This window comes from Terrabacter sp. 01T434 (assembly GCF_056398545.1).
In genome coordinates this window covers 218,269-238,156 of the sequence record NZ_JBFTPP010000002.1, presented here as the reverse complement: position 1 = coordinate 238,156, position 19,888 = coordinate 218,269, and the positions used below count along the sequence as shown (strand labels likewise).

Below are 19,888 nucleotides of genomic sequence, written 5' to 3'. Positions count from 1 at the left end.
ACCGTCACGTCACGTCACGTCAGGACGTCGCGTGCAGCAGGCCGAGCAGGCCGTGTGCCTCGTTCTGCGGACCGGCGGTGAACAGCACGTCATGGGTCGATCCCTCGGTGCCGTAGCCCGGCAGGAGGGCCCAGAGTCCGTCGATCGCCACGGCCTTGCCGCCCGGGGTCCGGAGGACACCCGCGAAGTCCAGCGTGCGGGGGTTGAAGGCGTTGATCCGCCCGTCACCGAAGTTGCCGACGAGCAGGTCCCCGGAGAACGTGCCGAAGCCCGACGGGGCGATGGTGAGGCCCCAGGGCGCGTTGAGCACGCTGTGGCTCGACAGGCGCCGGAGGAGGACGCCGTCCTGGGTGAAGACGTCGACCCGACCTCGTCCGGCACCGGCGATCTCGTCGTGGCGCGCACTGTCCTGCTTCGCGTATGAGACGTAGACCTTCCCGCCGGAGACCATGACGTTGAAGGGCGCATAGCCTTGGGGCAGTTGGGTGTCCGTGAAGTTGCCCTTGGTGATGACGCGCTGGAAGTCACCGTTGTAGACGTCCACGACGCCGGCGGAGAAGTCCGCGACGTAGAGCATCGGGCCGGCTGCCGTCTGGCCCATGGCCATCCCCTTGTCGACGGCGCCCGGGGTGACCACTGCGTCGACGGCGTGGGTCGACGGAGGCGCACCGGTGCCACCCACGGCGGGGTTCCACCCGCTGAGGTGGCCGGTCTCCCCGACGAAGAGGAAGCGCGCGGGTGCCGAGTGGCCTGCTGCGTCATGCACCGCGAAGGACGTCGTGGCGTTGGACACCTGACCGGTGGGCGCGCCGCCCGGGATGCTCACGACGAGCGGGACGATGGTCTGCGGGCTGCCGTTGACGCCTCCGGAGTAGAGCGTCGTGACGTCCGCGCCGTTGTCCGAGACCCAGAGCGGGCTCGCGCCCAGGTGAGACGCGCCCCAGGCGTTGACCAGGTGCGGGTCGGTGACCTGGGCCCTCCCGGGCACGTCCGAGACCAGATTGACCTGTTTGTAGGCAGAGGGACCGCTCGAGTGCGCAGCGAGGGCGGTCGCGCCGGCTGGGGCGCTGACGGCCAGCAGGCCGACGGCCGCGCCGAGGCCGGCGCCGAAGGCCAGCAGCGATGACGGACGACGGATGGTGTGTCTCATGGGAAACCTCCCGTTCGAAAGCGCACAGCCCGAGTTGGACCGGCACCCTTGAGAAGACGACACCGGCCACCAGCCGGTTCAGCAGTGGTTCACCAGGGCGTCTTCCGTCCGGAACCGGTGCGACGATGTTGGGCATGAGCAGCGGGGCCGAAGCCACCACCTCGTGGACCCAGGCGCTGGCCTGGCGGCTGGAGCGACACCTGCTCGACCCGGTCGGGTCCTCCTCGGTCGCCGACGTCGTTCGCCGGCTCGGGGCGGTGCTGTCGATGGACGAGTCGCTGGCCGACCTCGCGGTGCGAACGCGCAGCACGACGGCGCGTGCCGGCGACCTCGCGCAGGCCCTGGCGGACGGGTCGGTGATCAAGGCGTTCGCGTTCCGCGGGTCGATGCACTACCTCTCGCCCGAGGACGGCGGCGTCTACCTCGCGCTCCGGTCGGCCGGGCGGCAGTGGGAGCTGCCGAGCTGGGTGGACCACTACCGGCTCGCGCCGTCGGACTGGCCGGACTTCCGCGCGGCGGTGCGTGAGGCGCTGAGCGACGGACCGTTGACGATCGGGGAGCTCGGTGACGCGCTGACGAAGCACACGGCATACGCCCACCTGGGCGCGGTCTTCGACGAGGGTGCGGGCACGCTCATCAAGCCGTTGACGTGGCAGGGGGACATGAGCTTCGGGGCGCCCCGCGACGGGCAGCACACCTTCCAGCGGCTCGACACCAACCCGCGCTGGGCGGGGATCCCCGACCTCGACGACGCCGGTCCGCGGGCCGTCACGGCCTACCTGCGCACCTACGGGCCGGCGACGCTCGAGCACGTCCACTACTGGCTCGGCAACGGGCTGAGCGCCGGTCGTCGACGACTCGATCGGTGGATCGAGGGACTTCGCGACCAGCTGGTCGACGTCGACGTCGACGGCACGACCGCGTACGTCGTGCGCGAGGACGTCCCGTCCCTGCTCGACGCGCGGCCGTCGGAGGCCGCGCGGTTCCTCCCGGGGCACGACCAGTGGGTCATGGGTCCGGGGACCAAGGACGTCCACGTCACGCCGCCGCCGCTTCGGGACGCCATGACCCGCAAGGCCAACCCGCTCGTCGTCGGTGGGGTCGTCCGGGGAACGTGGACGCGGAAGGGTGACGCGCTCACGGTCTCCTGGCTGGACGGGCGACAGCGACCCGACGAGGCCATCGAGCAGGAGGCGGCGCGGCTGGCCGGCATGCTGGGCACGGACCTCCACATGACACCGGCCCGTTAGCCGGCACCCGGAGCGCGACCGCGTCAGGCTGGGTGAGGGGACTTTCAGGCAACGCCGCCCATACCCGCCGCTATCGCGAAGCTGCCTTCGCGGTTCGGCTGCGGCGGCGCCGGAGGAGGTGTATCGCGGGATGAGGGCCATCGCAGATGTGGCCCGGAACCACCTTCGTCAGCCGCAGGAGGACCCCCCATGCTCACGAGTGCATCCGTCACCGCCAACATCCCGGCCGCCGACATCGCGCGGGCCCGATCGTTCTATGCCGACACCCTCGGCCTCAAGCCGGCCAGCGAGGTCGGGGACGCCGGAATGCTCATCTACCGCACCGACGGCGGAACGATGTTCAGCGTCTACCAGACCGACTACGCCGGCCAGGCCGGTCACACCATCGCCCAGTTCCACGTCGCCGACGTCGTGGCAGAGGCCCGCGCCCTGCAGGCCAAGGGCGTCGCGCTCGAGACCTACGACATGCCCGGCGTGAGCTGGGACGACGGCGTCGCCGACATGGGTGGGATGGGCAAGGCGGCCTGGTTCAAGGACAGCGAGGGCAACACGCTCTGCATCGACTCCGGCTTCCCGGAGGGCTGAGCAGCCGAGCCCAGCCCAGCCCAGGCCACAAACAGCCCACGGGACCGGAGGCGCGCGACAGTCACGACCGCAGCGCGCGGTCGAGTGCGCTCTTGATCGTCGCCGGCCAGTCCTCGGGCTTCGGCACCGTCAGCATCTCGGACGGCGATGACATCGCGAGCACCCGGCGCTGGAACTGCCGCCACGCCGCATCCATCTTCTTCGCGTCGACCGCCGTCGGCCACGGCTGCGCCTGCGCCTCGACGAGGTCGTAGAGCGGCGTGGACATCGCCGGGAGGCGCAAGTAGGCCGCCCACGACCTCGGGTCGAGGCTCTCCTTGTTCGTCGCCGGCTGGTTGAACCTGTCGATGTCGGCCCACAGGTTGGCCAGCTCCGGATCGCCCGGGTCCTTCGGCGGCAACAGCTTCACCAGGGCCCCGTCCGGGCCGAAGTAGCCGGGTGGAACGGGGTCGAACAGCACGACGGCGCGCGCGTCGGCCTGGTGCCGACTCACCCACGTCAGCACGATGGGGGCGCCCATCTCGTGGCCCATCACGACGACGGGCCGGGTCAGCCCCAGCGCCGAGATCACGCCGTCGAGGTCGTTCGCGAGGGCTGCGAAGGTCTGGAGGTCAGGGGCCGGGTCGCTGCGCCCGACCCCGAGGCGGTCGTAGACGCAGACCCGACTGCTCGCCGCGAGGGTCTGCGGGATCGTGCCCCATGCGTCGTCCATGGCCCGTCCGATGTCGGCCAGCATGACGACCGACGGCCCGTTGCCGGCGCACCGGGCCTTGAAGTGCCGTCCGGCGACGGTGACGTCACGTTCGGGCTCGAGCGTCGTGGCCATGGCTCCGCCAGGGGTCGTCGCGGTCGTATGCCGTGTGCTGGCGTTCGTCGACGACGCCGGGTCGGCGCCGGACGTGCACCCGGACAGCCCGAGGCCGAGCACCATCACGGCCACTGCGGCCAGCCGTCCGTGTCCGTGTCTGCTCACGCGGCGGTGCGTGGTGGCTGTGCCGCGGCGGCGTTCGGTCGGTGTTCCCATCTCGGTCTCCTCGGCGAGCGCGAGGGCGTCCTTCGTCCACGTCGATGATGGCCGTTCGAGGCGCGCCTGTCTGTGCGCCCGGTGACACAGGTGTTGCCCCCACCGTGCGGGTGGCCGAAGGTGGGGGGCATGGAGACGCGAAGACTCGGTCGGCTCGGGCACCGGAGCTCGGTGCTCATCTATGGCGCGGCGGCCCTGAGCGAGGTGTCCCAGGACGTGGCCGACGCCTCGATCCAGGAGGCCCTCGACGGCGGGATCAACCATTTCGACGTCGCTGCGAGCTACGGAGAGGCGGAGCTGCGGCTGGGGCCGTGGATGCCCCGGATCCGCGACCAGATCTTCCTGGCCACGAAGACCGGTCGCCGCGACCGTGAGTCGGCCTGGCGAGAGATCAACGAGTCGCTGGAGCGGCTGCAGACCGACCGGGTCGACCTGCTGCAGCTCCACGCGGTCGGCGACCTCGGGGAGCTCGACCTGGCCACCGGCCCGGACGGCGCCCTGGAGGCAGCGGTTCGCGCGGTGGACGAGGGACTCGCCGGCGCGGTCGGCGTGACCGGGCACGGCACGGAGGCCGCCCAGACCCACCTGGAGGCGTTGCGTCGCTACCCGTTCGCGACCGTGCTGACCCCGCTCAACCCCGTGCTGTGGCGCGACGACACCTACCAGACGGCATACCTGGCGCTCGTCGACGAGATCCGTCGCCAGGACGCCGGGCTGATGACCATCAAGACCGTGTCGCGGCGCAACTGGCCCGATGGCGCGGCTCGCTCGCACACGACGTGGTACGAGCCGTACCACCACCAGAGGCCGATCACCGCGGCGCTGTCATGGGTGCTGGACCACGACGAGGTCACCGGGATCCCCACGGCCGGAGACGTCGGGCTGCTGGGCATGCTTCTCGAGGCCGAGCGGAACCGGGTCTCTCCAGCTGAAGGCGAACGGCAGCTGGCCGGCGACGACGACTACTCGTCACCGTTCATCGCGATGCCGTTCTGACGCCGTCCTGACTCCGCCGCGCTGCGGTCCGAGGGGTCTAGGCCTCGACGAGGATCACCAGGGTCTCGGGCAGCACGCCGTCGTGGGCCATCGCCTCGGCGGCGCCCTCGGACTGCATCGCGGCCTGGAAGGTGTCCATGTCGGCGACGTCCATGAGCACCGCGACGTGGTTCGGGTTCTGGGGGTCGACGAACGTGCGGATGTTGGAGACCCCGAGCGGCCCGAAGAACTCCTCGCGCTTCGGCGACGCCAGCCAGTGGTCGCGGTCCTTCACGTCGTGGTGACCAATCAACGTCGGCATAGCTCCTCCTCGGCATCCAAGGCCGACGGGGAGTCAAGCCCTGTGGTTCGACGCTAGACCCGGGTCACTCACGCACGCATCGGCCAAACCGCGTAGGCCTTCCATCTGCAGTGGTCCCGCGCCGCCGCTCAGGCGTGACCGCTGAGCTGGCCGAGGCGGTCGGCGAGCGCGTCGACCATGGCGCCGGCGCGCTTGTCGGTGAGCGGCGCCTTCTTGTCGCCGCCCTGGCTCGAGACGGGGAGCACGTCGACGGAGAGCTTCGCGCCGCCGGCGAGGGCGCGGAGGGCGTCGATCTTGTCGCCGAAGGGTGAGCCGCTGCCCGGGGAGTAGTAGCGGACGACCTCGTCGATGTCGTCGGGGTAGAGGTCGGTCTTCGTCACCGCGATGATGAGGAAGATCGGCTTGTGGCGGCGCACGGCCATCGAGGCGACGCGGTGCGAGGTGATGGCCCAGTCCTCGAGCTCGGCGGCGAGCTGCTCGTCGCGCGTGGCGCTCGCAGTGCCGGTGGTGCCGCCGGCGCGGCGCGGGGTGGCGTAGCCGTTGGCGACGACGTGGATCACCCCGTCGACCGGTTCGTCGTGGAAGACCTCGTCCAGGGCGCCGAGCCGCGTGGCGGCGTTGTCGCCGGGCACGACGAGGAAGCGGAAGCCGTGCAGCCTGGCCCCCTTGCGGGTGCGACGCTCCATGACGGCCGAGCCGACCTGCGCCACGGCCTCGTCGGTGGAGCGGCGGGTCAGGCGGTCGACGAGCTGGCTCTTGCCGACCCCGGTCATCCCGGTGACGGCCACCATGGGATAGCGGTCCCGCAGGAGCCGGCCGAGCCGCTCGGGCGCCTGGGCGAGCGCGGTCAGCAGGCCGGTGGCGACGGTGGCGCCGAGGGCAGTGCGACTCGACGTCGGCAGGATCGTCTTGATCCGGGATGAGGTCTGAGACACGGGTGGCTCCTCCGCGTGGCTGGTCACAGGTGCCAGTTGGCCCCTAGAGCCTACGTTCCGTACCCATGACGGCGGTCCCCGCACCCGGGGCGACGAACAACACCCCGTCCTGGCGAGAGGACAGGGTGTTGCGTCTGCGACTCTAGTCGGCTGCGGCCTCTGGTGCTGACGTGGCTGCCTCAGGCAGCGGCGCGGCGAGGCGCCCGCGCAGGGCGCGGCCGACCGACGAGCCGACGAGCAGGCCGAGGGAGATCGCGATGGCGACGCCGAGCAGGCCGAGGGCGACGTCGGTGACGGACTCGCGACCCGCGGCGAGCTCGGTGACGCCGACGAGGCCGAGGCTTCCGGGCACGAGCAGCCAGAACGCGGGGAGGAAGAGCACGAGGCGGGGCAGCAGGGGGCGGCGCAGCTCGACGATGCTCGCGCCGAGGCTGGCGGCGATGGCGCCGACGAAGCCGCCGAGGGCGATCGTGCCGAGCTCCTGCCCGGCGACCTGGGCGCCGAAGGCGAGACTGAGGACGAGCAGGACCCAGCCCTGCAGGCGCAGCGGCACACCCTCCATGAGGCAGATGCTCGCGCCGATGAGCACGAGCCCGACCGGGGCCCCGGCCCAGCCGATCTCGTCGACGCGGAGGTTGACGAGGGTCTCGGTGGGGATCCGGAGCAGCGCGGTGGCCATCAGGAGGCCGAGGGCGAAGAGGCCGAGCTGAGCCAGGCCGTAGGCGAGGCGGGCCGAGCCGGCCTGCATGTGCCCGGAGGCGAGCTCCGACATCCCGTTGACGACGAGCGCGCCGGGGAGCAGGACGGCGAGCGGGGGCAGGACGGTGCGGAGCGGGCCGTCGAGCAGGCCGGCGTTCGCCGCGCCGAAGACGGCGAGCGACACGGCGAAGGCCGCGAGGGTCGGCAGCAGGGCCTTGACCACCTCGTGGCGCTCGGCGAGCTGGACGAGCGCGAGGACGATGAGGGCGCCGACCGCGGCGGCGGCGACGTTGGCCCAGCCGGGCTGGAGGATGAGCGCGATGCCGACGGCGAGCACGGGCCACGCGAGGGCGACGAGCCACGGGGGCTGCTGGACGGGACGTGTGGCCGTCGCTGCGAGCTCGTCACGGGCGGCGGGGATGGTCAGCTCGTCGTGCAGCAGCTGGTGGCGGATCAGGCGGACGCTCGCCGACTGGTGCAGGCGCAGGCCGGCGGGGGCCGAGCGGTAGGTGGAGGGTCCGCCGGGGGTGAGGGTGACCATGAGGCCGGTGGGACCGACGGCCGACTGGACCTCGGGGTAGCCGAGCCGGGCGCTCACCTCGGCGAGCTCCTCCTCGATCTCTTGCACGGGCTGCCCGGTCGCGATCATGGCGGTGCCGAGCTCGGCGAGCAGGGCGCGGGTCTCGGTCTCGCGGTCGGGTTGCGTGTGGGCTGCGGCTGGCTGGGCTGCGGCCGGCTGGGCTGCGGCCGGCTGGGCTGCGTCGGGCTGGTGCGCGGCCGCGGGTCCCTCCATGCCAGTCATCATGTCAAAGCGCGAGGCCGGGCCGTCGGGGCATCACCTGCGAGCGCTGGCTCGCTGCGGCTTCGTCCAGCTATGCGTGGAGGTCGCCATCCTGGTCCCTCGCAGGGTTGGGGTAGATGGTTTCTCCCCGCGCGAGCATGGCGACGAACTGCTCGATGCGTCGGCTTCGGGTCTCGGCACGCTTGGCGGTCTCGATGCGGTAGAGCACGGCGTAGCGATTACGGCCGTTGAGGTTCTCGAACATCGTCCGCGCGGCACGGTTGGACTCCAGGGCTGCGGCGAGATCGGCCGGCACCTCGATGCTCGCCGGTCCGGCATACGCGGCGTCCCAACGGCCGTCAGCCTTGGCGCGCTCCACCGCATCGAGTCCTGCCGCCTGCATGCGCCCCTCCGTCATCAGCCGCTCGGCGATGGCGACGTTGCGCTTCGACCACCCGCTGCGCGGAGTGCGGGCCGTGAAGCGCTGTCGGTAGCTGTCCTTGTCGCCGCCTCGGATCTGCCCGTCGATCCACCCGTGGCACAGCGCCTCCTCGAGCGCCTCGTCGTAGGTGAGGCTCGTGGGTGCGGCAGCGCCCTTCTTCGCCAGGGTCAGCCACACCCCGCGGTCATCGCTGTGGTGCTCTTTGAGCCAGGCGCGCCACGCGATGCTGTCCGCGACCGTCAAGGCAGGCAGCTCGTCCGTCACGCTGCCAACCTTCGCACGCGCACCCAGGCGGCGTTCCCGCTACAGGCCAGCCAAAGACGCGCGCCGACGGCCACTCTGCACCAGACTCTGCGCCATGGGTGATCCACGAACCGAGAAGGGCGGGGGACCGGAAGGCAAGGTCTCGTCGCTGACCGTCACGCCAGTGCTCGTCGCCGAGCTGCTCGCGGACGGCGAGCGGATGCCGGTCTACGTGCACGTCATCGACCATCCCGACGCGCGGGTGCTCGTCGACACCGGCATGACGCAGCTGCATCCGGCGGTCGACGACATGGACCCTCAGCTCACTCCACTGAGCGAGCAGGCCGACTTCGACCCGGCCGGGATCGACATCGTCGTCAACACGCACCTGCACTTCGACCACTGCGGCGGCAACCACCTCTTCAGCGGCAGGCCGGTCTACGTCCAGCAGGCGGAGCTGGACGATGCGCGGAGCCAGGACGACTACACGATCCGGGAGTGGGTCGACGCGCCCGGGGTGCGATACGTGCCCGTCGACGGCGTGCTCGAGCTGCTGCCGGACATCCGGCTCGTCCCGACGCCAGGCCACACCCGGGGCTCGCAGGTCGTGGTCGTTGGAACGGGCGACAGCTCAGTCGTCATCGCCGGTGACACGGCCGTCTTCTTCGACGAGCTCGACGATCCCCGCACCGAAGGACAGCGGCTGGTCCGGGCACTCGCTCCAAAGGAGGTCTGGCTCGCGCACCAGCACGAGCCGTGGCGCCCGTCGAGCGACCGCGACGCATGAGCAGCCGGTTCTCGAGGAGACCGACCGTTTCTCGCGTGGGGGTGGGGAACGCCGCCCGGGAGCGTGAGCGAGCGCCACCAGCTCTGTGGTGTTGCCTTCGGTCCAGCACAGCACTTCTGGTCGCTGAACTGAGATGCAACGGTTGGTCCGGGTGCTAGGACGCCGGCGTGATGAAGATGACCGAGGTCCCGACTCCGTGGAAGGTCCCGGTGGGCGTGACTCGAACGAAGTCGAAGTGGCAGGTCACGAGGTCTCCGACCGGATGTGGTTTGGTGGTGTCCACTTGTGACACGACGACGGGCTCACCGCCAGTCGGGGTGAATGTCGCGGTGGCCTTCAGTGACTGGATGACATACGTCGCCGTGCTGCCGACAACATGCCCTGGTGTGAAGTTGCCGTTCCCGTTGAGGCGGCCTCGACGGACTGGCCGTTGTCGCAGGTCAGCGGGATCGTGGTGTTCTTGGGGTCCGCGGAGGCAACGGGCGCGATGGCCACCGCCGCGACCGCTGCGATGGCTCCGAAGAAGACTGAGGCGTATGGACGCTTGACCATGCGTGGCTTTCCTTTCGGCTGTTAGTCGGTTCCTACAGGCTTTCTGAGGGGTGCGCCGCGCCGTGGGATCTGTCCGTTCGGGACCGGATGGATCAGCGCAGACCAAATGGACCGGTGCGTGCGAGTCGGATGGTTCGCGAGACCAGATCGTCTGCCAGTCACTCTCCTTGCCAATGCCTGGCAGCAGGACGACGAGAGCGCGCTTGGCGTGCACTCCGACGAGAGAGCTCTTGGCGTGCGCCGCGGCGGAGAAGGTGCGCGAGCGGTCATGGTGCCACCTCGTCGGTGGGTCTAGGGCAATCGGCGAGTAGCCCTCGTCCCGGCTTACTCCTCATCGGATCGTCTTGCAGGGGAATCACTCCCACGGTGGGCGTTCGTGCCGGTTCTGCCCGACCTTGCACCAAACGGATTGATGGTCACGGCGTCGTTCCTGGCGGCGGCCGCGCCTAGTCTCGCGGTGTGCCCGAGTTCAGCTGGCGACCGGCCAACGACGCGACGCTCGAGGACGTCGAGGCCGTGTTCGACGCCGGCGGCGCCCGCAAGTGCCGCTGCCAGGCGCTCAAGGTCCCGGGCTGGATCTGGCGCGACACGACGCAGGAGGAGCGCGACGCCGCGTTCCGGGAGCAGGCCGGCTGCGGCACGAGCGACCCCACATCCGGGCTCGTCGGGTACGTCGACGGCGAGCCCGCCGGCTGGGTCGCGGTCGAGCCGCGGGAGAACTACCCGAGGATCTGGGCGCGGCAGAAGTCGTGGATGAGGATGGACCCCGATCTCGAGGGCGTCTGGTCGGTCACCTGCTTCGTCGTGCGCAAGGGCGTCCGTCGCCAAGGACTGCTGTACGAGCTCGCAGCCGCAACCGTCGAGTACGGCAGGCAGGTCGGCGCTCGCGTCCTCGAGGGCTACCCCACCGACCCGCCGCCGGGGAAGACCGTGATCTGGGACGAGGCGTCGGTCGGGCTGCTCCAGGTCTTCCTCGACGCCGGCTACGAGGTCGAGGCGTCGCCCACCCTGCGCCGGAGGGTGGTGCGACACCGACTCGGCGCGTCGTCCTGACGGTCGGTTCCGTCCAAGCCCGGGCAGAGTCGTCGGACCTGGGCCCATCGCTCTCCACAGCGGTTGGGCACCCTCGGTGTCGTTCGAGGCCGGGGCCACCGACTCCCTTGTCTGCCCTCCAGGAGTGTGGTTGCGTGGCCACACCGTCCCCGCCGTCCGGCGAGGCACCACGACGAGGTGGTAGCGATGGGCTCGACGTACGACTACGTGATCGTCGGGGCGGGATCGGCGGGAGCCGTGGTCGCCGCCCGACTGACTGAGGACCCCGAGGTCCGGGTGTGCCTGCTCGAGGCCGGCGGCCCGCCGCCGCCCGCGGAGCTGGTGCCGGCCGCGGTCGCGAGCTTGCAGAACAACCCCGCGACCGACTGGATGTTCAACGGCGACCCGGGTGGGGTGGGGAAGGGACTCGTCGGCGGCCAGATGATGGTGCCCCGAGGAAAGATGCTCGGCGGCTCCTCCGGCCTGAACTACATGGCATACGTCCGGGGACACCCCGGCGACTTCGACTCCTGGGCCGCCGGGGGCGCGGAGGGCTGGTCGTATGACGAGGTGCTGCCCTACTTCCTCAAGGCCGAGGGGTTCGTGGACAGCCCCGAGCTGCACCCGGACCGCGAGATGCACGGCCACAACGGCCCGGTGGGGGTGTCGGTGCGCCAGCCGATCCTCCGCGCCTCGACCCAGTTCGTCGAGGCCGCGGGCGCCGCGGGTCTGAAGCAGGGCGACTACAACGGTCGCGACCGCCTCGACCCCCAGGGGGTGGCCTCGCTCTTCCAGACGACGACGAAGGACGGCCGGCGCAGCTCGACCTTCCACGCCTACCTCGAACCGGCGCTGGACCGGGAGAACCTCACCGTGGTCACCGGCGCGCTCGTCGAGCGCGTCCTGCTCGAGGCGGACGGAGAGGTGGTCCGTGCCACCGGGGTCGCCTACCGCACCGAGCACGGCACCCAAGAGGAGGTGTCCGCGGGCACCGAGGTGGTGCTGTGCGCGGGCGCCATCGGCTCGCCGCACATCCTGCTGCTCTCCGGGGTCGGGGCGCGCGACGAACTGGCAGCCGTCGGGGTGGACTGCGTCGTGGACCTCCCGGACGTCGGGCGTCACCTCAAGGACCACCTCCACACCCCCTTGATGTTCGCCGCGGACGGCATCGGCGAGACGATGACCGACGTCGCCATGGCCCTCGGGCCGGACGCGCTGCGGGCCCCGGCCGGTCCGCTCCCGGCCGACCCCGCCGACGACGTCGACCTCCCCGAGCCGCTCGCCGCCGCCAAGGCCGAGGCCGAGCGCCGCATCGGCGAGTGGTTCACCACCGGCCGCGGCCTCGCGTCGTCCTCCCTCTACGACGCCGTCGCGTTCTTCTCGACCGGGCTGGGCGACGAGCACACGCACGACGCGCAGATCGGTTTCCTCGCGACGGGCTACACCCCGCCGATCTGGGAGGCCGTCTTCCGACTCCCGCCGTCCGCGTTCTTCGAGGACCCGGAGTCCTTCCTCGACCCGACCCGCGGCCAGGTGGTCGTGCTGCCCAATCCCGTGCAACCCCACTCCGAGGGGTCGGTCACGCTGGCCAGCGCGGACCCCGCCGTCCCACCCCGGATCGACCTCAACTACTTCGACGACCCGCACGACGTGAGGGTCATGATCGCCGTGATGCGCAGGGCCCTCGAGATCGCGAAGGCCTGGCCCGGCGGTGGTCTGGGGGGGCCGGTCATCCCGCCACACCTGGCGCGGGCTCACGGCCACGAGGCCGGCTCCGACCCGAGCGACGCGCTGCTGGAGGACCTGGCCCGCCACTATGCGCTGACCGTCTACCACGAGACGTCGACCTGCCGGATCGGTGACGTCGTCGACCCGCGGCTGCGGGTGCACGGCATCGAGGCCCTTCGCGTGGCGGACGCGAGCGTGATGCCGAACGTCGTCAGCGGCAACACCAACGCCGCGGCCATCATGATCGGCGAGAAGGCGGCGGAGCTGATCGCGACGGACCACGGCGTCCACCTCCACGAGCTGGTCGGCTGACGGCTCGCGTGTTGGAGAAGCTCTAGCAGCGCGTGGGGCGATCACCAGACAGGTATCCCGAGGTCGACGTGTCGTCCTCCTGCGATCGGTCGGACGCCGGAGGGCGTGCGTTGTCGTCGTGGTGGGCGATGGCCGTGGGTGTCGCGTTGACGCTCGCCGGGGGTGTTGGCGCAGTCTGGGGCCTGTCGTATCTTCGCGACGCGCTGGCTCCTGGTAATGCCTCGAATCCCTTGCGGGAGATCGGAGTCGCCATCGGCGTTGGAGTCAGTGTGCTCGGCGTTCTTCCTTGCCTATGCGGTGTCGCTGTGATGACGGCGTCCATTCGGCGCAGGGGTCGGTCCTCACCCAAGCGTCGCCGCCCCCGATAGTTACTGGGTTCCGCGACGCGGGGACACGGTTTGACCGCCCCACTGCTCGGGCGCGACGTCGACGATCGTCTGGTTCAGGACCCACTGGTGCCCGAACGGGTCATCGATCGTGGCCTGTCGCTCGCCGTACTCCCAGTCGTGCGGCGGGTCGACCAGAACGGCGCCTCGAGCCGTCGCTGTCTCGACCACGCGCGCGATGTCGGCGACCTTGAGCATCACTTGGTGCGACCGCTCTCCTTGAGGCGTTCGCCGTCCGGGACGAACCTCGGCCACCACGAGCTCGGCGGGCTCCCCGTTCGGCAGCCCGAGCTGCGAGCGGTGTCCTTCGCCGATGCGGACGTGTTCGACGAACCCGAACACGTCGGCGTACCAGGCCACCGCCGCCCGAACGTCGGCGACAGTCAGAACGGGTGTCACGCGCGCATGCGGCGCAGACCGGTTCGTGAGCATCCAGCCACAGTAGATCGTTGGGCACGTGCGCACACCAGCACGCGCCAACCCCGGCGGCACCGCAGCGGCGACCATGTAATGCTCCGCAGCTGCCGGCCGTTTGAGTGTCAGCATGACGTCGTGCCCACTACTCCCGGCGGTCTCCTGCGCATCGCATCTCCCGGCGACGGTCCTGAACTCGTGCGATTGTGGGCGCTGCTGTTCGACGAGGACGACTCTCCGCGCGACGACGTCTGGCGCGGCCATGCACGCGAGTGGTTCACGCAGTTCGTCGCGCGGCCCAGCCTCGTCAGGTTTCCGCTGGTCGAGGTCGACGGCGAGATCGTGGCGACGGCAATAGGCACACTCGAGGTGGGTGTTCCGAATCCTCAGTGCCCTCGAGGGCGCACGGTCCGGCTCGCGAACGTCATTACTCTCGCCGCGCACCGGGGCGTCGGCTACGGCACCTTGCTCGTCAACGACGTGACCGACTGGGCCAGGTCGATCGACGCGGACCGTGTCGACCTCAGCGCCACGCCGGAGGGCCAGCGGATCTACGCGAGGGCGGGATTCGTCCTGACGTCCGCGCCCCGCATGAAGCTCGTCCTCTGACACCTGACGCACGGACGGCATATGGCGCCTGGGCAAATTGCGCGTTTCGTGTTCTACCGGTTGCTGGAACTGGCAGAGTCGGCGCGGCCGCTGGGCTATCCGCACTGCGTCAGACGAGTCGCGGAGGGGCGCCCTGCACGATCAGCATGCACACCACAGGGGAGAGCCAGTGTCGTACAACTCCGGGCGTTTTCGGTTTGACGGGGGTGCCGGGACCTACCTCGGGACGGCCATCCTGGGAGTCCTCATCACGGTCCTCACCGCCGGTATCTGCTACCCGTTCGCGCTGGTGTTGAACGAGCGGTGGCGAGCGAAGCACTCCTACATCGACGGACAGCGACTCGTCTTCACGGGCACGGCTCTGGGCCTCTTCGGAACCTGGATCAAGTGGCTGGCCCTCACCTTCGTCACGGCGGGCATCTACCTCTTCTGGGTGGGCCCGCGCATCGTCCGATGGAAGTGGGAGCACACCGACTTCGACCCGACGACGCGCCTGGCTCAGCCTCAGGGCCCGACGGTCAACGTGAACCTGCGGGCGTGAGAACGCGTTCGGAGTGGATGTCGAAGACCTTGACCGTCGTTCGACGTACGAGTGTGAGACAACACCCCAGCAACCCCGAGGAGTGATCGAGATGCCGCGTTTCATGGGATTCGTGAGGATGGAAGAGGGGATCGGCACCCCACCGCAGGCACTGTTCGACGCGATGGACGCCCACATCGGCGAACGGGCCGCCTCAGGTGTGTTCCTCGACGGCGGTGGCCTGTACGGGACGGAGGACGCGGTGAACTTCGTGGTCCGGCAAGGCGAGGTCAGCCGGCACGACGGACCGTATGCCGAGGCGCGGGAGGTCGTCGGAGGCTGGTCGATCCTGCAGTACGACACGCTCGAGGAGGCCGTGGCCGACCAGGAGAAGTTCGCCGAGCTGCACGCCAAGTACTGGCCTGAGGTCACCGTGATCTCGACGCTGCGCCAGATCTCCAACGGCCCGGAGGCCCCCGCCGACTGAGGCTGAGGCTGAGGCTGTAGCGCGACGCCAGCGCTTCGACGTGGCAGGCCGAGTCGGCCTGCCACGTCGGCTGACTCGACCGGGGATCGGTGCTGGTTAGTGTTGCCGGCATGCGCATAGTGGTCATCGGCGGCACCGGACACATCGGCACCTATCTCGTCCCGAGCCTGGTGGATGCCGGGCACGAGGTCGTCGTCATCAGCCGCGGGTCCCGGCAGCCCTACCGGGAGGATCCGCTGTGGGGCGAGGTCGAGATGGTGACGTGCGACCGGGAAGCGGCGGAGGGCGACGGCCGGTTCGGCACGTTCGTCGCCGACCTGCGACCCGATGCGGTCGTGGACCTCACGTGCTTCAGCACCGCCCAGGCCGAGCAGCTCGTCGAGGCGCTCGACGGCCAGCACCTGGTCCACACCGGCAGCGTCTGGTCCTACGGACCCAGCACGCTCGTCCCGACGACGGAGGACGCGCCCAAGCACCCCTACGGGGACTATGGCGTGGGCAAGCTCGCCATCGAGGAGTACCTCATGGCCCAGGACCGGGTGCGCGCCAGCGTCGTGCACCCGGGCCACATCAGCGGCCCCGGGTGGATGCCCATCGGGCCGGCCGGCAACGTCGACCCGGCCGTCATCGAGTCCCTGCGCGCGGACGGCTCGTGCGTGCTCCCCGACCGTGGCGGCGAGACCATCCACCACGTGCACGCCGAGGACGTGGCGGGCCTCCACCAGGCCTGCCTCGAGCGTCCGGAGGCCGCGACGGGGGAGAGCTTCAACAGCGTGTGTACGCAGGCACTGACCCTTCGCGGCTACGCCGAGCTCGTCGCGCGCCACTTTGGTCACGAGCCCCGGCTCGAGTTCGTGCCGTGGGCCGAGTTCGTGACGAGGCTGGACCCGGAGCAGGCCGCGCTGACGATGGACCACATCGGGCGGTCCCCGATGTTCTCGATGGACAAGGCCCGCGCGCTGCTCGGCTTCGTCCCGAAGCACAGCGTCACCGACACCGTGCTCGAGGCCATCGACGCCTGGGTGGCGTCGCAGTGACGTGCCGAAACCTCCACCAGTCCCAGACGAACGTCAGGGCACGGTCCGGCGCATGACGCAGTTGCCTTGGCCCTTGGCGCGGACGTAGGTGAAGCCGGCTCGCTCGAAGAGAGCCCGAGTCCCGTCGTAGAGGACCGACTTCTTCATGCCCGCGTTGTCGTGCGGGTAGCCCTCGACGGTGCCGCCACCCGCCGCCGCGATGAGGTCGACTGCGCCCTGCAGGACGAGGTCCGACAGGTGCTTCCGGCGGTAGCGCTTGTCGACGAAGATGCACGTGACCCGGTAGTCGGGCAGGAGGTCGAGCTCTTCGTCGTACTGCTTGCGGTGGTAGATGTTGGGCAGCTCGGCGGGCGACCCGAACTGCGCCCACGCGACGGCCTCGTCGCCATCGAAGACAAGCGCCGCGTGGGCGCGGTCCTCGTGGACGAGGCGCTTCTTGAGGGCGCAGTTGGCGTCGTAGGTGCGCTCCTTCTCGGCGGGCATCGTCTGGAACCATGTGCACCAGCACCCGCCGAAGACGCCGTTGTGCCGTTCCATCATCGCGGCGTACGCGTCCCAGGTGTCCGGGGCCAGCGCCCTGACCTCGTAGTCCGTCAACGGTCCCTCCTTCGCCGGGCCGCGACGCGTCGTCGCGGGTGTCACCCAGCATGCTGCCGGAGGCGGACGATCCGGAGTCGCAAAGCGCATCGGTGATTGGATCGGGTTCATGCGCATCTTCTTCACGGGCGGCAGCGGCAAGGCCGGAAAGCACGTCGCACCCTTCCTCGCCGAGCAGGGTCACCAGGTCACCAACGCGGACCTCGTCCCGCTGGGGCACCCGGGCGTCGGCGACCTCAAGGTCGACCTCACCGACATCGGAGAGACGTACTCCGCCCTCGCGGGACTGGCGCGCTTCGACGAGCTGGAGCTTGCGGCCAAGCCGGCATACGACGCCGTCGTGCACTTCGCGGCGGTGCCGGCGATCCTGCTCACGTCGGAGGCCAAGACGTACGCGACGAACGTGCTCAGCACGTACAACGTGCTCGAGGCGGCGACCCGGCTCGGCATCCGCAAGGTGATCTTCGCGTCGTCGGAGACGACCTACGGCATCTGCTTCGCCCAGGGGGAGCGGCGGCCGCTCTACGTGCCGGTCGACGAGGAGCACCCGACGGTGCCGGAGGACGCGTACGCGATGTCGAAGGTGGCCAACGAGGTGACGGCGCGCTCGTTCCAGGTTCGCACCGGCGCCGACATCTACGGGCTGCGGATCAACAACGTCATCGAGCCGCACGAGTACGCCGAGATGTTCCCGCCGTTCCTGGCCGACCCGGCGCTGCGGCGGCGCAACGTCTTCGCCTACATCGACACCCGCGACCTGGGCCAGATGGTGCAGCGCTGCCTCGAGGCGGACGGGCTGGGCTACGAGGTCTTCAACGTCGCCAACGCCGACATGTCCGTCGCCGCGACGACCGACGAGGTGCGTGAGCGCTTCTACGACGGGGTGGAGCTGCGTCGGCCGATGGGGCGCAACGAGACGTTCTACTCCATCGACAAGGCCCGGGATCTGCTGGGCTACTCGCCGCAGCACTCGTGGCGTGACGTCCTGCCGGATCCGCACGCCTCGTGAAGGCGGCCGGACCCGGTTCCGGGAGGGGTAGGCACGTGGACGTTCGGGTAGGGCTGTGCGGTTGGACGGTCTCGCAGGCCTCGTATGTGCGGCGCTTCCCCGTCGTCGAGGTGCAGAACACGTTCTACGACCCGCCGACGGACGCCGTGCTGACGCGCTGGCGGTCCCAGGTGCCGGCTGGCTTCGAGTTCACGATGAAGGCGTGGCAGATCGTCACGCATGAGTCCAACAGCCCCACGTACCGGCGCATGAAGCGGCCTCTGCCGGAGAGCGCCCATGGCCAGGTGGGATCGTTCCGGACGACGCCGGAGGTCCTTGCGGGTTGGGAGCGGACTCTCGAGTGCGCCCGCATCCTGCAGGCCAGCGCTGTGCTCCTTCAGTGCCCGAAGAGCTTTCGCCCGACGCCGGAGAACATCCGGCGGCTGCGTGACTTCCTGACCCAGGTGGAGCGACCGGCCGGTCGGCTGCTCTGGGAGCCCCGCGGTAAGTGGCCCACGCAGTTGCTCGAGGAGCTCTGCGCCGAGCTGGACCTGGTGCACGTCGTGGACCCCATGCAGACCGAGACGGTGACACCGGAGCAGACCTACTACCGGCTGCACGGCACCACGGGCTCGCGCCACGTCCACACCGATGACGAGCTGCGTCGGCTGCGGGACCTCGTCGACGGCCGACCGAGGCCGTACGTCATGTTCAACAACCTGCCCCGCACGGGCGATGCAGAGCGGTTCCTCGCCCTGCTCGCCGGTGGAGGTGGGTGAGCAGGCGGGAGTGTTGCCCGGTCCCTCCCCCGGCAAGGACTCTCAAAGGTCGGGTTCATGGTCGGCCGGGTCGTGCACCGTGAGCACGATGAGCGGACTGTGCTTCAGCATCTCCGGTACGTCGGTGCGACGCCAACGCCTGGCGGCGGCCTCGATGTACGGTTTGCGCTCGTCGGGGTCGGTCACCACTCGCGCGGTCGCAGGGACATCGGCGACCACTGACTGCTTCAGGTGGATGATGACGTGCGGGTCGGCTTCGACGTTGTAGATCCAGTCACGCGTTCGGTCGCTCCGGGGCATGCCCGTGATGAACAGCTGGTCATCGTCGTAGTGCAAGAAGATCTCGATGCGCCGGGGCTGGCCGGTTCGCCGGCCAGTCGTCGTGAGGTCGATGACCTGGCTGTGGTGCAAGGCGGCTCGGGTCGCCTCGCTCGCAGAGTGAGCACGGTCCATGGCGCGATCCTCTCGACTGGCCCGATCCTCAGAACTCTACGGGCATCCCGACCACGCCAAGGCCAGGCGTCGCGTCGTTAGAGGGTCACTGCTTCGAGTAGCTTGCCGACAGCGGCCGCGACTGCATTCGGTTGCTCCTGGGCGATCATGTGGCCGGCCTCCGGGACGAGGGTGAGCTGGGCGTCTGGGACGGAGTCGGCGATCTCGACCGCGTTCTCCGGTGCGATGAGCTGGTCCCCGGTGCCATGGACAACGGCCGTTGGGCAACGGATCGACGCGAGGTCGGGGCGTGAGTCCGGACGGGTCATGACAGCCGCGAGCTGGGTCAGGAAGGCGTCGGGACCGATCTCGTGCGCCATCGTTCTCCAGAAGTCGGCCAGGTCCTTGCGCGTGATGTTGCCGGCGTCGACCAGGACGGGGTAGACGGCATCAACGAGCTCGTCGAAACGGCCCGCGGACACGGCACGCGCCTGCTCGCGTCGGCTCGCCACCTGTTCGGGTGAATCTGGACGTGCCGAAGTACTGATCAGCGCCAGCCCCGTGACCCGATCCGGGTCGAGGCGCATGACCTCGAGGGCGACGTACCCGCCCATGCTGAGACCTGCGAGTGCGAATCGGTCGGGCGCTGCAGCGAGCAGCCGTTGGGCCATCGCGGTCACCGTGCTGTCGCGGCGGTTGTCGGCGATGGTGACGGCGCCGTAGGACCACACAGGCGGCAGCAGCTGCTCGTACAGTCGGGCCGAGCACAGCAGGCCGGGGATCAGGACGGTATGAAAGGGAGCTGTCGCCATTCCGGCAACG

At 70.0% G+C, this 19,888-nt stretch carries 21 protein-coding genes and 1 pseudogene; 12 read left to right on the top strand and 10 right to left on the bottom strand.

Annotated features, from left to right (window positions below):
* Window positions 1-19: 19 nt before the first annotated feature.
* The gene (locus tag AC1DIW_RS06330; RefSeq protein ID WP_478106890.1) at window positions 20-1,150 is read right to left on the bottom strand and encodes a TIGR03118 family protein; all 1,131 of its coding nucleotides are present in this window, start codon (window positions 1,148-1,150) and stop codon (window positions 20-22) included.
* A gap of 134 nt (window positions 1,151-1,284) precedes the next feature.
* Between AC1DIW_RS06330 and AC1DIW_RS06325 the strand changes: the two genes are divergently transcribed.
* Window positions 1,285-2,400: a winged helix DNA-binding domain-containing protein gene (locus AC1DIW_RS06325; RefSeq protein WP_478106889.1), complete on the top strand. Its 1,116-nt coding sequence runs from the start codon at window positions 1,285-1,287 to the stop codon at window positions 2,398-2,400.
* A 189-nt stretch (window positions 2,401-2,589) separates the two neighbouring features.
* Window positions 2,590-2,985 (top strand): VOC family protein, encoded by a 396-nt coding sequence (locus AC1DIW_RS06320; protein ID WP_442278557.1) that lies wholly within the window; start codon window positions 2,590-2,592, stop codon window positions 2,983-2,985.
* A gap of 61 nt (window positions 2,986-3,046) precedes the next feature.
* Here the strand turns inward: AC1DIW_RS06320 and AC1DIW_RS06315 are convergent, their stop codons facing one another.
* Entirely contained in the window at window positions 3,047-4,009 is a 963-nt protein-coding gene (locus AC1DIW_RS06315) for an alpha/beta hydrolase (RefSeq protein WP_478106888.1), read from the bottom strand.
* Window positions 4,010-4,138: 129 nt separating this feature from the next.
* Here AC1DIW_RS06315 and AC1DIW_RS06310 point away from each other — a divergent pair, with 129 nt between their 5' ends.
* On the top strand, window positions 4,139-5,005 hold the full coding sequence (locus AC1DIW_RS06310) for an aldo/keto reductase (protein ID WP_478106887.1): 867 nt from the start codon (window positions 4,139-4,141) through the stop codon (window positions 5,003-5,005).
* Between the two features lie 37 nt (window positions 5,006-5,042).
* Here AC1DIW_RS06310 and AC1DIW_RS06305 read toward each other — a convergent pair whose 3' ends face one another.
* From AC1DIW_RS06305 to AC1DIW_RS06290, 4 genes are all read right to left on the bottom strand, one after another.
* On the bottom strand, window positions 5,043-5,306 hold the full coding sequence (locus AC1DIW_RS06305; RefSeq protein ID WP_442278560.1) for a hypothetical protein: 264 nt from the start codon (window positions 5,304-5,306) through the stop codon (window positions 5,043-5,045).
* 128 nt (window positions 5,307-5,434) lie between these two features.
* Window positions 5,435-6,241 (bottom strand): P-loop NTPase family protein, encoded by an 807-nt coding sequence (locus tag AC1DIW_RS06300; protein WP_478106886.1) that lies wholly within the window; start codon window positions 6,239-6,241, stop codon window positions 5,435-5,437.
* A gap of 142 nt (window positions 6,242-6,383) precedes the next feature.
* Complete coding sequence (locus tag AC1DIW_RS06295) at window positions 6,384-7,733, bottom strand: threonine/serine exporter family protein (protein WP_478106885.1); 1,350 nt, start codon at window positions 7,731-7,733, stop codon at window positions 6,384-6,386.
* Between the two features lie 79 nt (window positions 7,734-7,812).
* The gene (locus tag AC1DIW_RS06290) at window positions 7,813-8,427 is read right to left on the bottom strand and encodes a YdeI/OmpD-associated family protein (protein WP_478106884.1); all 615 of its coding nucleotides are present in this window, start codon (window positions 8,425-8,427) and stop codon (window positions 7,813-7,815) included.
* A 94-nt stretch (window positions 8,428-8,521) separates the two neighbouring features.
* Between AC1DIW_RS06290 and AC1DIW_RS06285 the strand changes: the two genes are divergently transcribed.
* From AC1DIW_RS06285 to AC1DIW_RS06275, 3 genes are all read left to right on the top strand, one after another.
* Window positions 8,522-9,193, top strand: a complete 672-nt coding sequence (locus AC1DIW_RS06285; RefSeq protein ID WP_478106883.1) for an MBL fold metallo-hydrolase — start codon at window positions 8,522-8,524, stop codon at window positions 9,191-9,193.
* A 1,011-nt stretch (window positions 9,194-10,204) separates the two neighbouring features.
* Complete coding sequence (locus AC1DIW_RS06280; RefSeq protein ID WP_478106882.1) at window positions 10,205-10,798, top strand: GNAT family N-acetyltransferase; 594 nt, start codon at window positions 10,205-10,207, stop codon at window positions 10,796-10,798.
* Window positions 10,799-10,984: 186 nt separating this feature from the next.
* Entirely contained in the window at window positions 10,985-12,817 is a 1,833-nt protein-coding gene (locus AC1DIW_RS06275) for a GMC family oxidoreductase (protein WP_478106881.1), read from the top strand.
* 368 nt (window positions 12,818-13,185) lie between these two features.
* Here AC1DIW_RS06275 and AC1DIW_RS06270 read toward each other — a convergent pair whose 3' ends face one another.
* Complete coding sequence (locus tag AC1DIW_RS06270) at window positions 13,186-13,602, bottom strand: VOC family protein (protein ID WP_478106880.1); 417 nt, start codon at window positions 13,600-13,602, stop codon at window positions 13,186-13,188.
* Window positions 13,603-13,755: 153 nt separating this feature from the next.
* Here AC1DIW_RS06270 and AC1DIW_RS06265 point away from each other — a divergent pair, with 153 nt between their 5' ends.
* The 4 genes from AC1DIW_RS06265 (at window position 13,756) to AC1DIW_RS06250 (ending at window position 16,270) form a co-directional block, all read left to right on the top strand.
* Window positions 13,756-14,226, top strand: coding sequence for a GNAT family N-acetyltransferase (locus AC1DIW_RS06265; RefSeq protein WP_442278569.1), 471 nt, complete (start codon window positions 13,756-13,758; stop codon window positions 14,224-14,226).
* Window positions 14,227-14,395: 169 nt separating this feature from the next.
* Window positions 14,396-14,767 carry a DUF898 family protein gene (locus tag AC1DIW_RS06260; RefSeq protein WP_442278570.1) on the top strand — a complete coding sequence of 124 codons (372 nt, stop codon included), beginning with the start codon at window positions 14,396-14,398 and terminating at the stop codon, window positions 14,765-14,767.
* A gap of 103 nt (window positions 14,768-14,870) precedes the next feature.
* Window positions 14,871-15,233: a YciI family protein gene (locus AC1DIW_RS06255; RefSeq protein ID WP_478106879.1), complete on the top strand. Its 363-nt coding sequence runs from the start codon at window positions 14,871-14,873 to the stop codon at window positions 15,231-15,233.
* Between the two features lie 110 nt (window positions 15,234-15,343).
* Window positions 15,344-16,270, top strand: a complete 927-nt coding sequence (locus tag AC1DIW_RS06250; RefSeq protein ID WP_478106878.1) for an NAD-dependent epimerase/dehydratase family protein — start codon at window positions 15,344-15,346, stop codon at window positions 16,268-16,270.
* 33 nt (window positions 16,271-16,303) lie between these two features.
* Here the strand turns inward: AC1DIW_RS06250 and AC1DIW_RS06245 are convergent, their stop codons facing one another.
* Window positions 16,304-16,867: a GNAT family N-acetyltransferase gene (locus AC1DIW_RS06245; protein WP_478106877.1), complete on the bottom strand. Its 564-nt coding sequence runs from the start codon at window positions 16,865-16,867 to the stop codon at window positions 16,304-16,306.
* A 109-nt stretch (window positions 16,868-16,976) separates the two neighbouring features.
* Between AC1DIW_RS06245 and AC1DIW_RS06240 the strand changes: the two genes are divergently transcribed.
* Both AC1DIW_RS06240 and AC1DIW_RS06235 read left to right on the top strand, forming a co-directional pair.
* Window positions 16,977-17,876, top strand: coding sequence for an NAD-dependent epimerase/dehydratase family protein (locus AC1DIW_RS06240; RefSeq protein WP_478106876.1), 900 nt, complete (start codon window positions 16,977-16,979; stop codon window positions 17,874-17,876).
* Window positions 17,877-17,911: 35 nt separating this feature from the next.
* Complete coding sequence (locus tag AC1DIW_RS06235; RefSeq protein ID WP_478106875.1) at window positions 17,912-18,634, top strand: DUF72 domain-containing protein; 723 nt, start codon at window positions 17,912-17,914, stop codon at window positions 18,632-18,634.
* A 42-nt stretch (window positions 18,635-18,676) separates the two neighbouring features.
* Here AC1DIW_RS06235 and AC1DIW_RS06230 read toward each other — a convergent pair.
* A pseudogene (locus tag AC1DIW_RS06230) lies at window positions 18,677-19,090 on the bottom strand (nitroreductase family deazaflavin-dependent oxidoreductase); the annotation flags it as partial.
* 74 nt (window positions 19,091-19,164) lie between these two features.
* The gene (locus AC1DIW_RS06225; protein ID WP_478106874.1) at window positions 19,165-19,878 is read right to left on the bottom strand and encodes an alpha/beta fold hydrolase; all 714 of its coding nucleotides are present in this window, start codon (window positions 19,876-19,878) and stop codon (window positions 19,165-19,167) included.
* Window positions 19,879-19,888 lie beyond the last annotated feature (10 nt).

Coding starts and splice junctions, on each gene's coding strand:
- AC1DIW_RS06330 (WP_478106890.1), bottom strand. CDS start 1,150: ATGAGACACACCATCCGTCGTCCGTCATCGCTGCTGGCCTTCGGCGCC.
- AC1DIW_RS06325 (WP_478106889.1), top strand. CDS start 1,285: ATGAGCAGCGGGGCCGAAGCCACCACCTCGTGGACCCAGGCGCTGGCC.
- AC1DIW_RS06320 (WP_442278557.1), top strand. CDS start 2,590: ATGCTCACGAGTGCATCCGTCACCGCCAACATCCCGGCCGCCGACATC.
- AC1DIW_RS06315 (WP_478106888.1), bottom strand. CDS start 4,009: ATGGGAACACCGACCGAACGCCGCCGCGGCACAGCCACCACGCACCGC.
- AC1DIW_RS06310 (WP_478106887.1), top strand. CDS start 4,139: ATGGAGACGCGAAGACTCGGTCGGCTCGGGCACCGGAGCTCGGTGCTC.
- AC1DIW_RS06305 (WP_442278560.1), bottom strand. CDS start 5,306: ATGCCGACGTTGATTGGTCACCACGACGTGAAGGACCGCGACCACTGG.
- AC1DIW_RS06295 (WP_478106885.1), bottom strand. CDS start 7,733: ATGGAGGGACCCGCGGCCGCGCACCAGCCCGACGCAGCCCAGCCGGCC.
- AC1DIW_RS06285 (WP_478106883.1), top strand. CDS start 8,522: ATGGGTGATCCACGAACCGAGAAGGGCGGGGGACCGGAAGGCAAGGTC.
- AC1DIW_RS06275 (WP_478106881.1), top strand. CDS start 10,985: ATGGGCTCGACGTACGACTACGTGATCGTCGGGGCGGGATCGGCGGGA.
- AC1DIW_RS06255 (WP_478106879.1), top strand. CDS start 14,871: ATGGGATTCGTGAGGATGGAAGAGGGGATCGGCACCCCACCGCAGGCA.
- AC1DIW_RS06250 (WP_478106878.1), top strand. CDS start 15,344: ATGCGCATAGTGGTCATCGGCGGCACCGGACACATCGGCACCTATCTC.
- AC1DIW_RS06240 (WP_478106876.1), top strand. CDS start 16,977: ATGCGCATCTTCTTCACGGGCGGCAGCGGCAAGGCCGGAAAGCACGTC.
- AC1DIW_RS06225 (WP_478106874.1), bottom strand. CDS start 19,878: ATGGCGACAGCTCCCTTTCATACCGTCCTGATCCCCGGCCTGCTGTGC.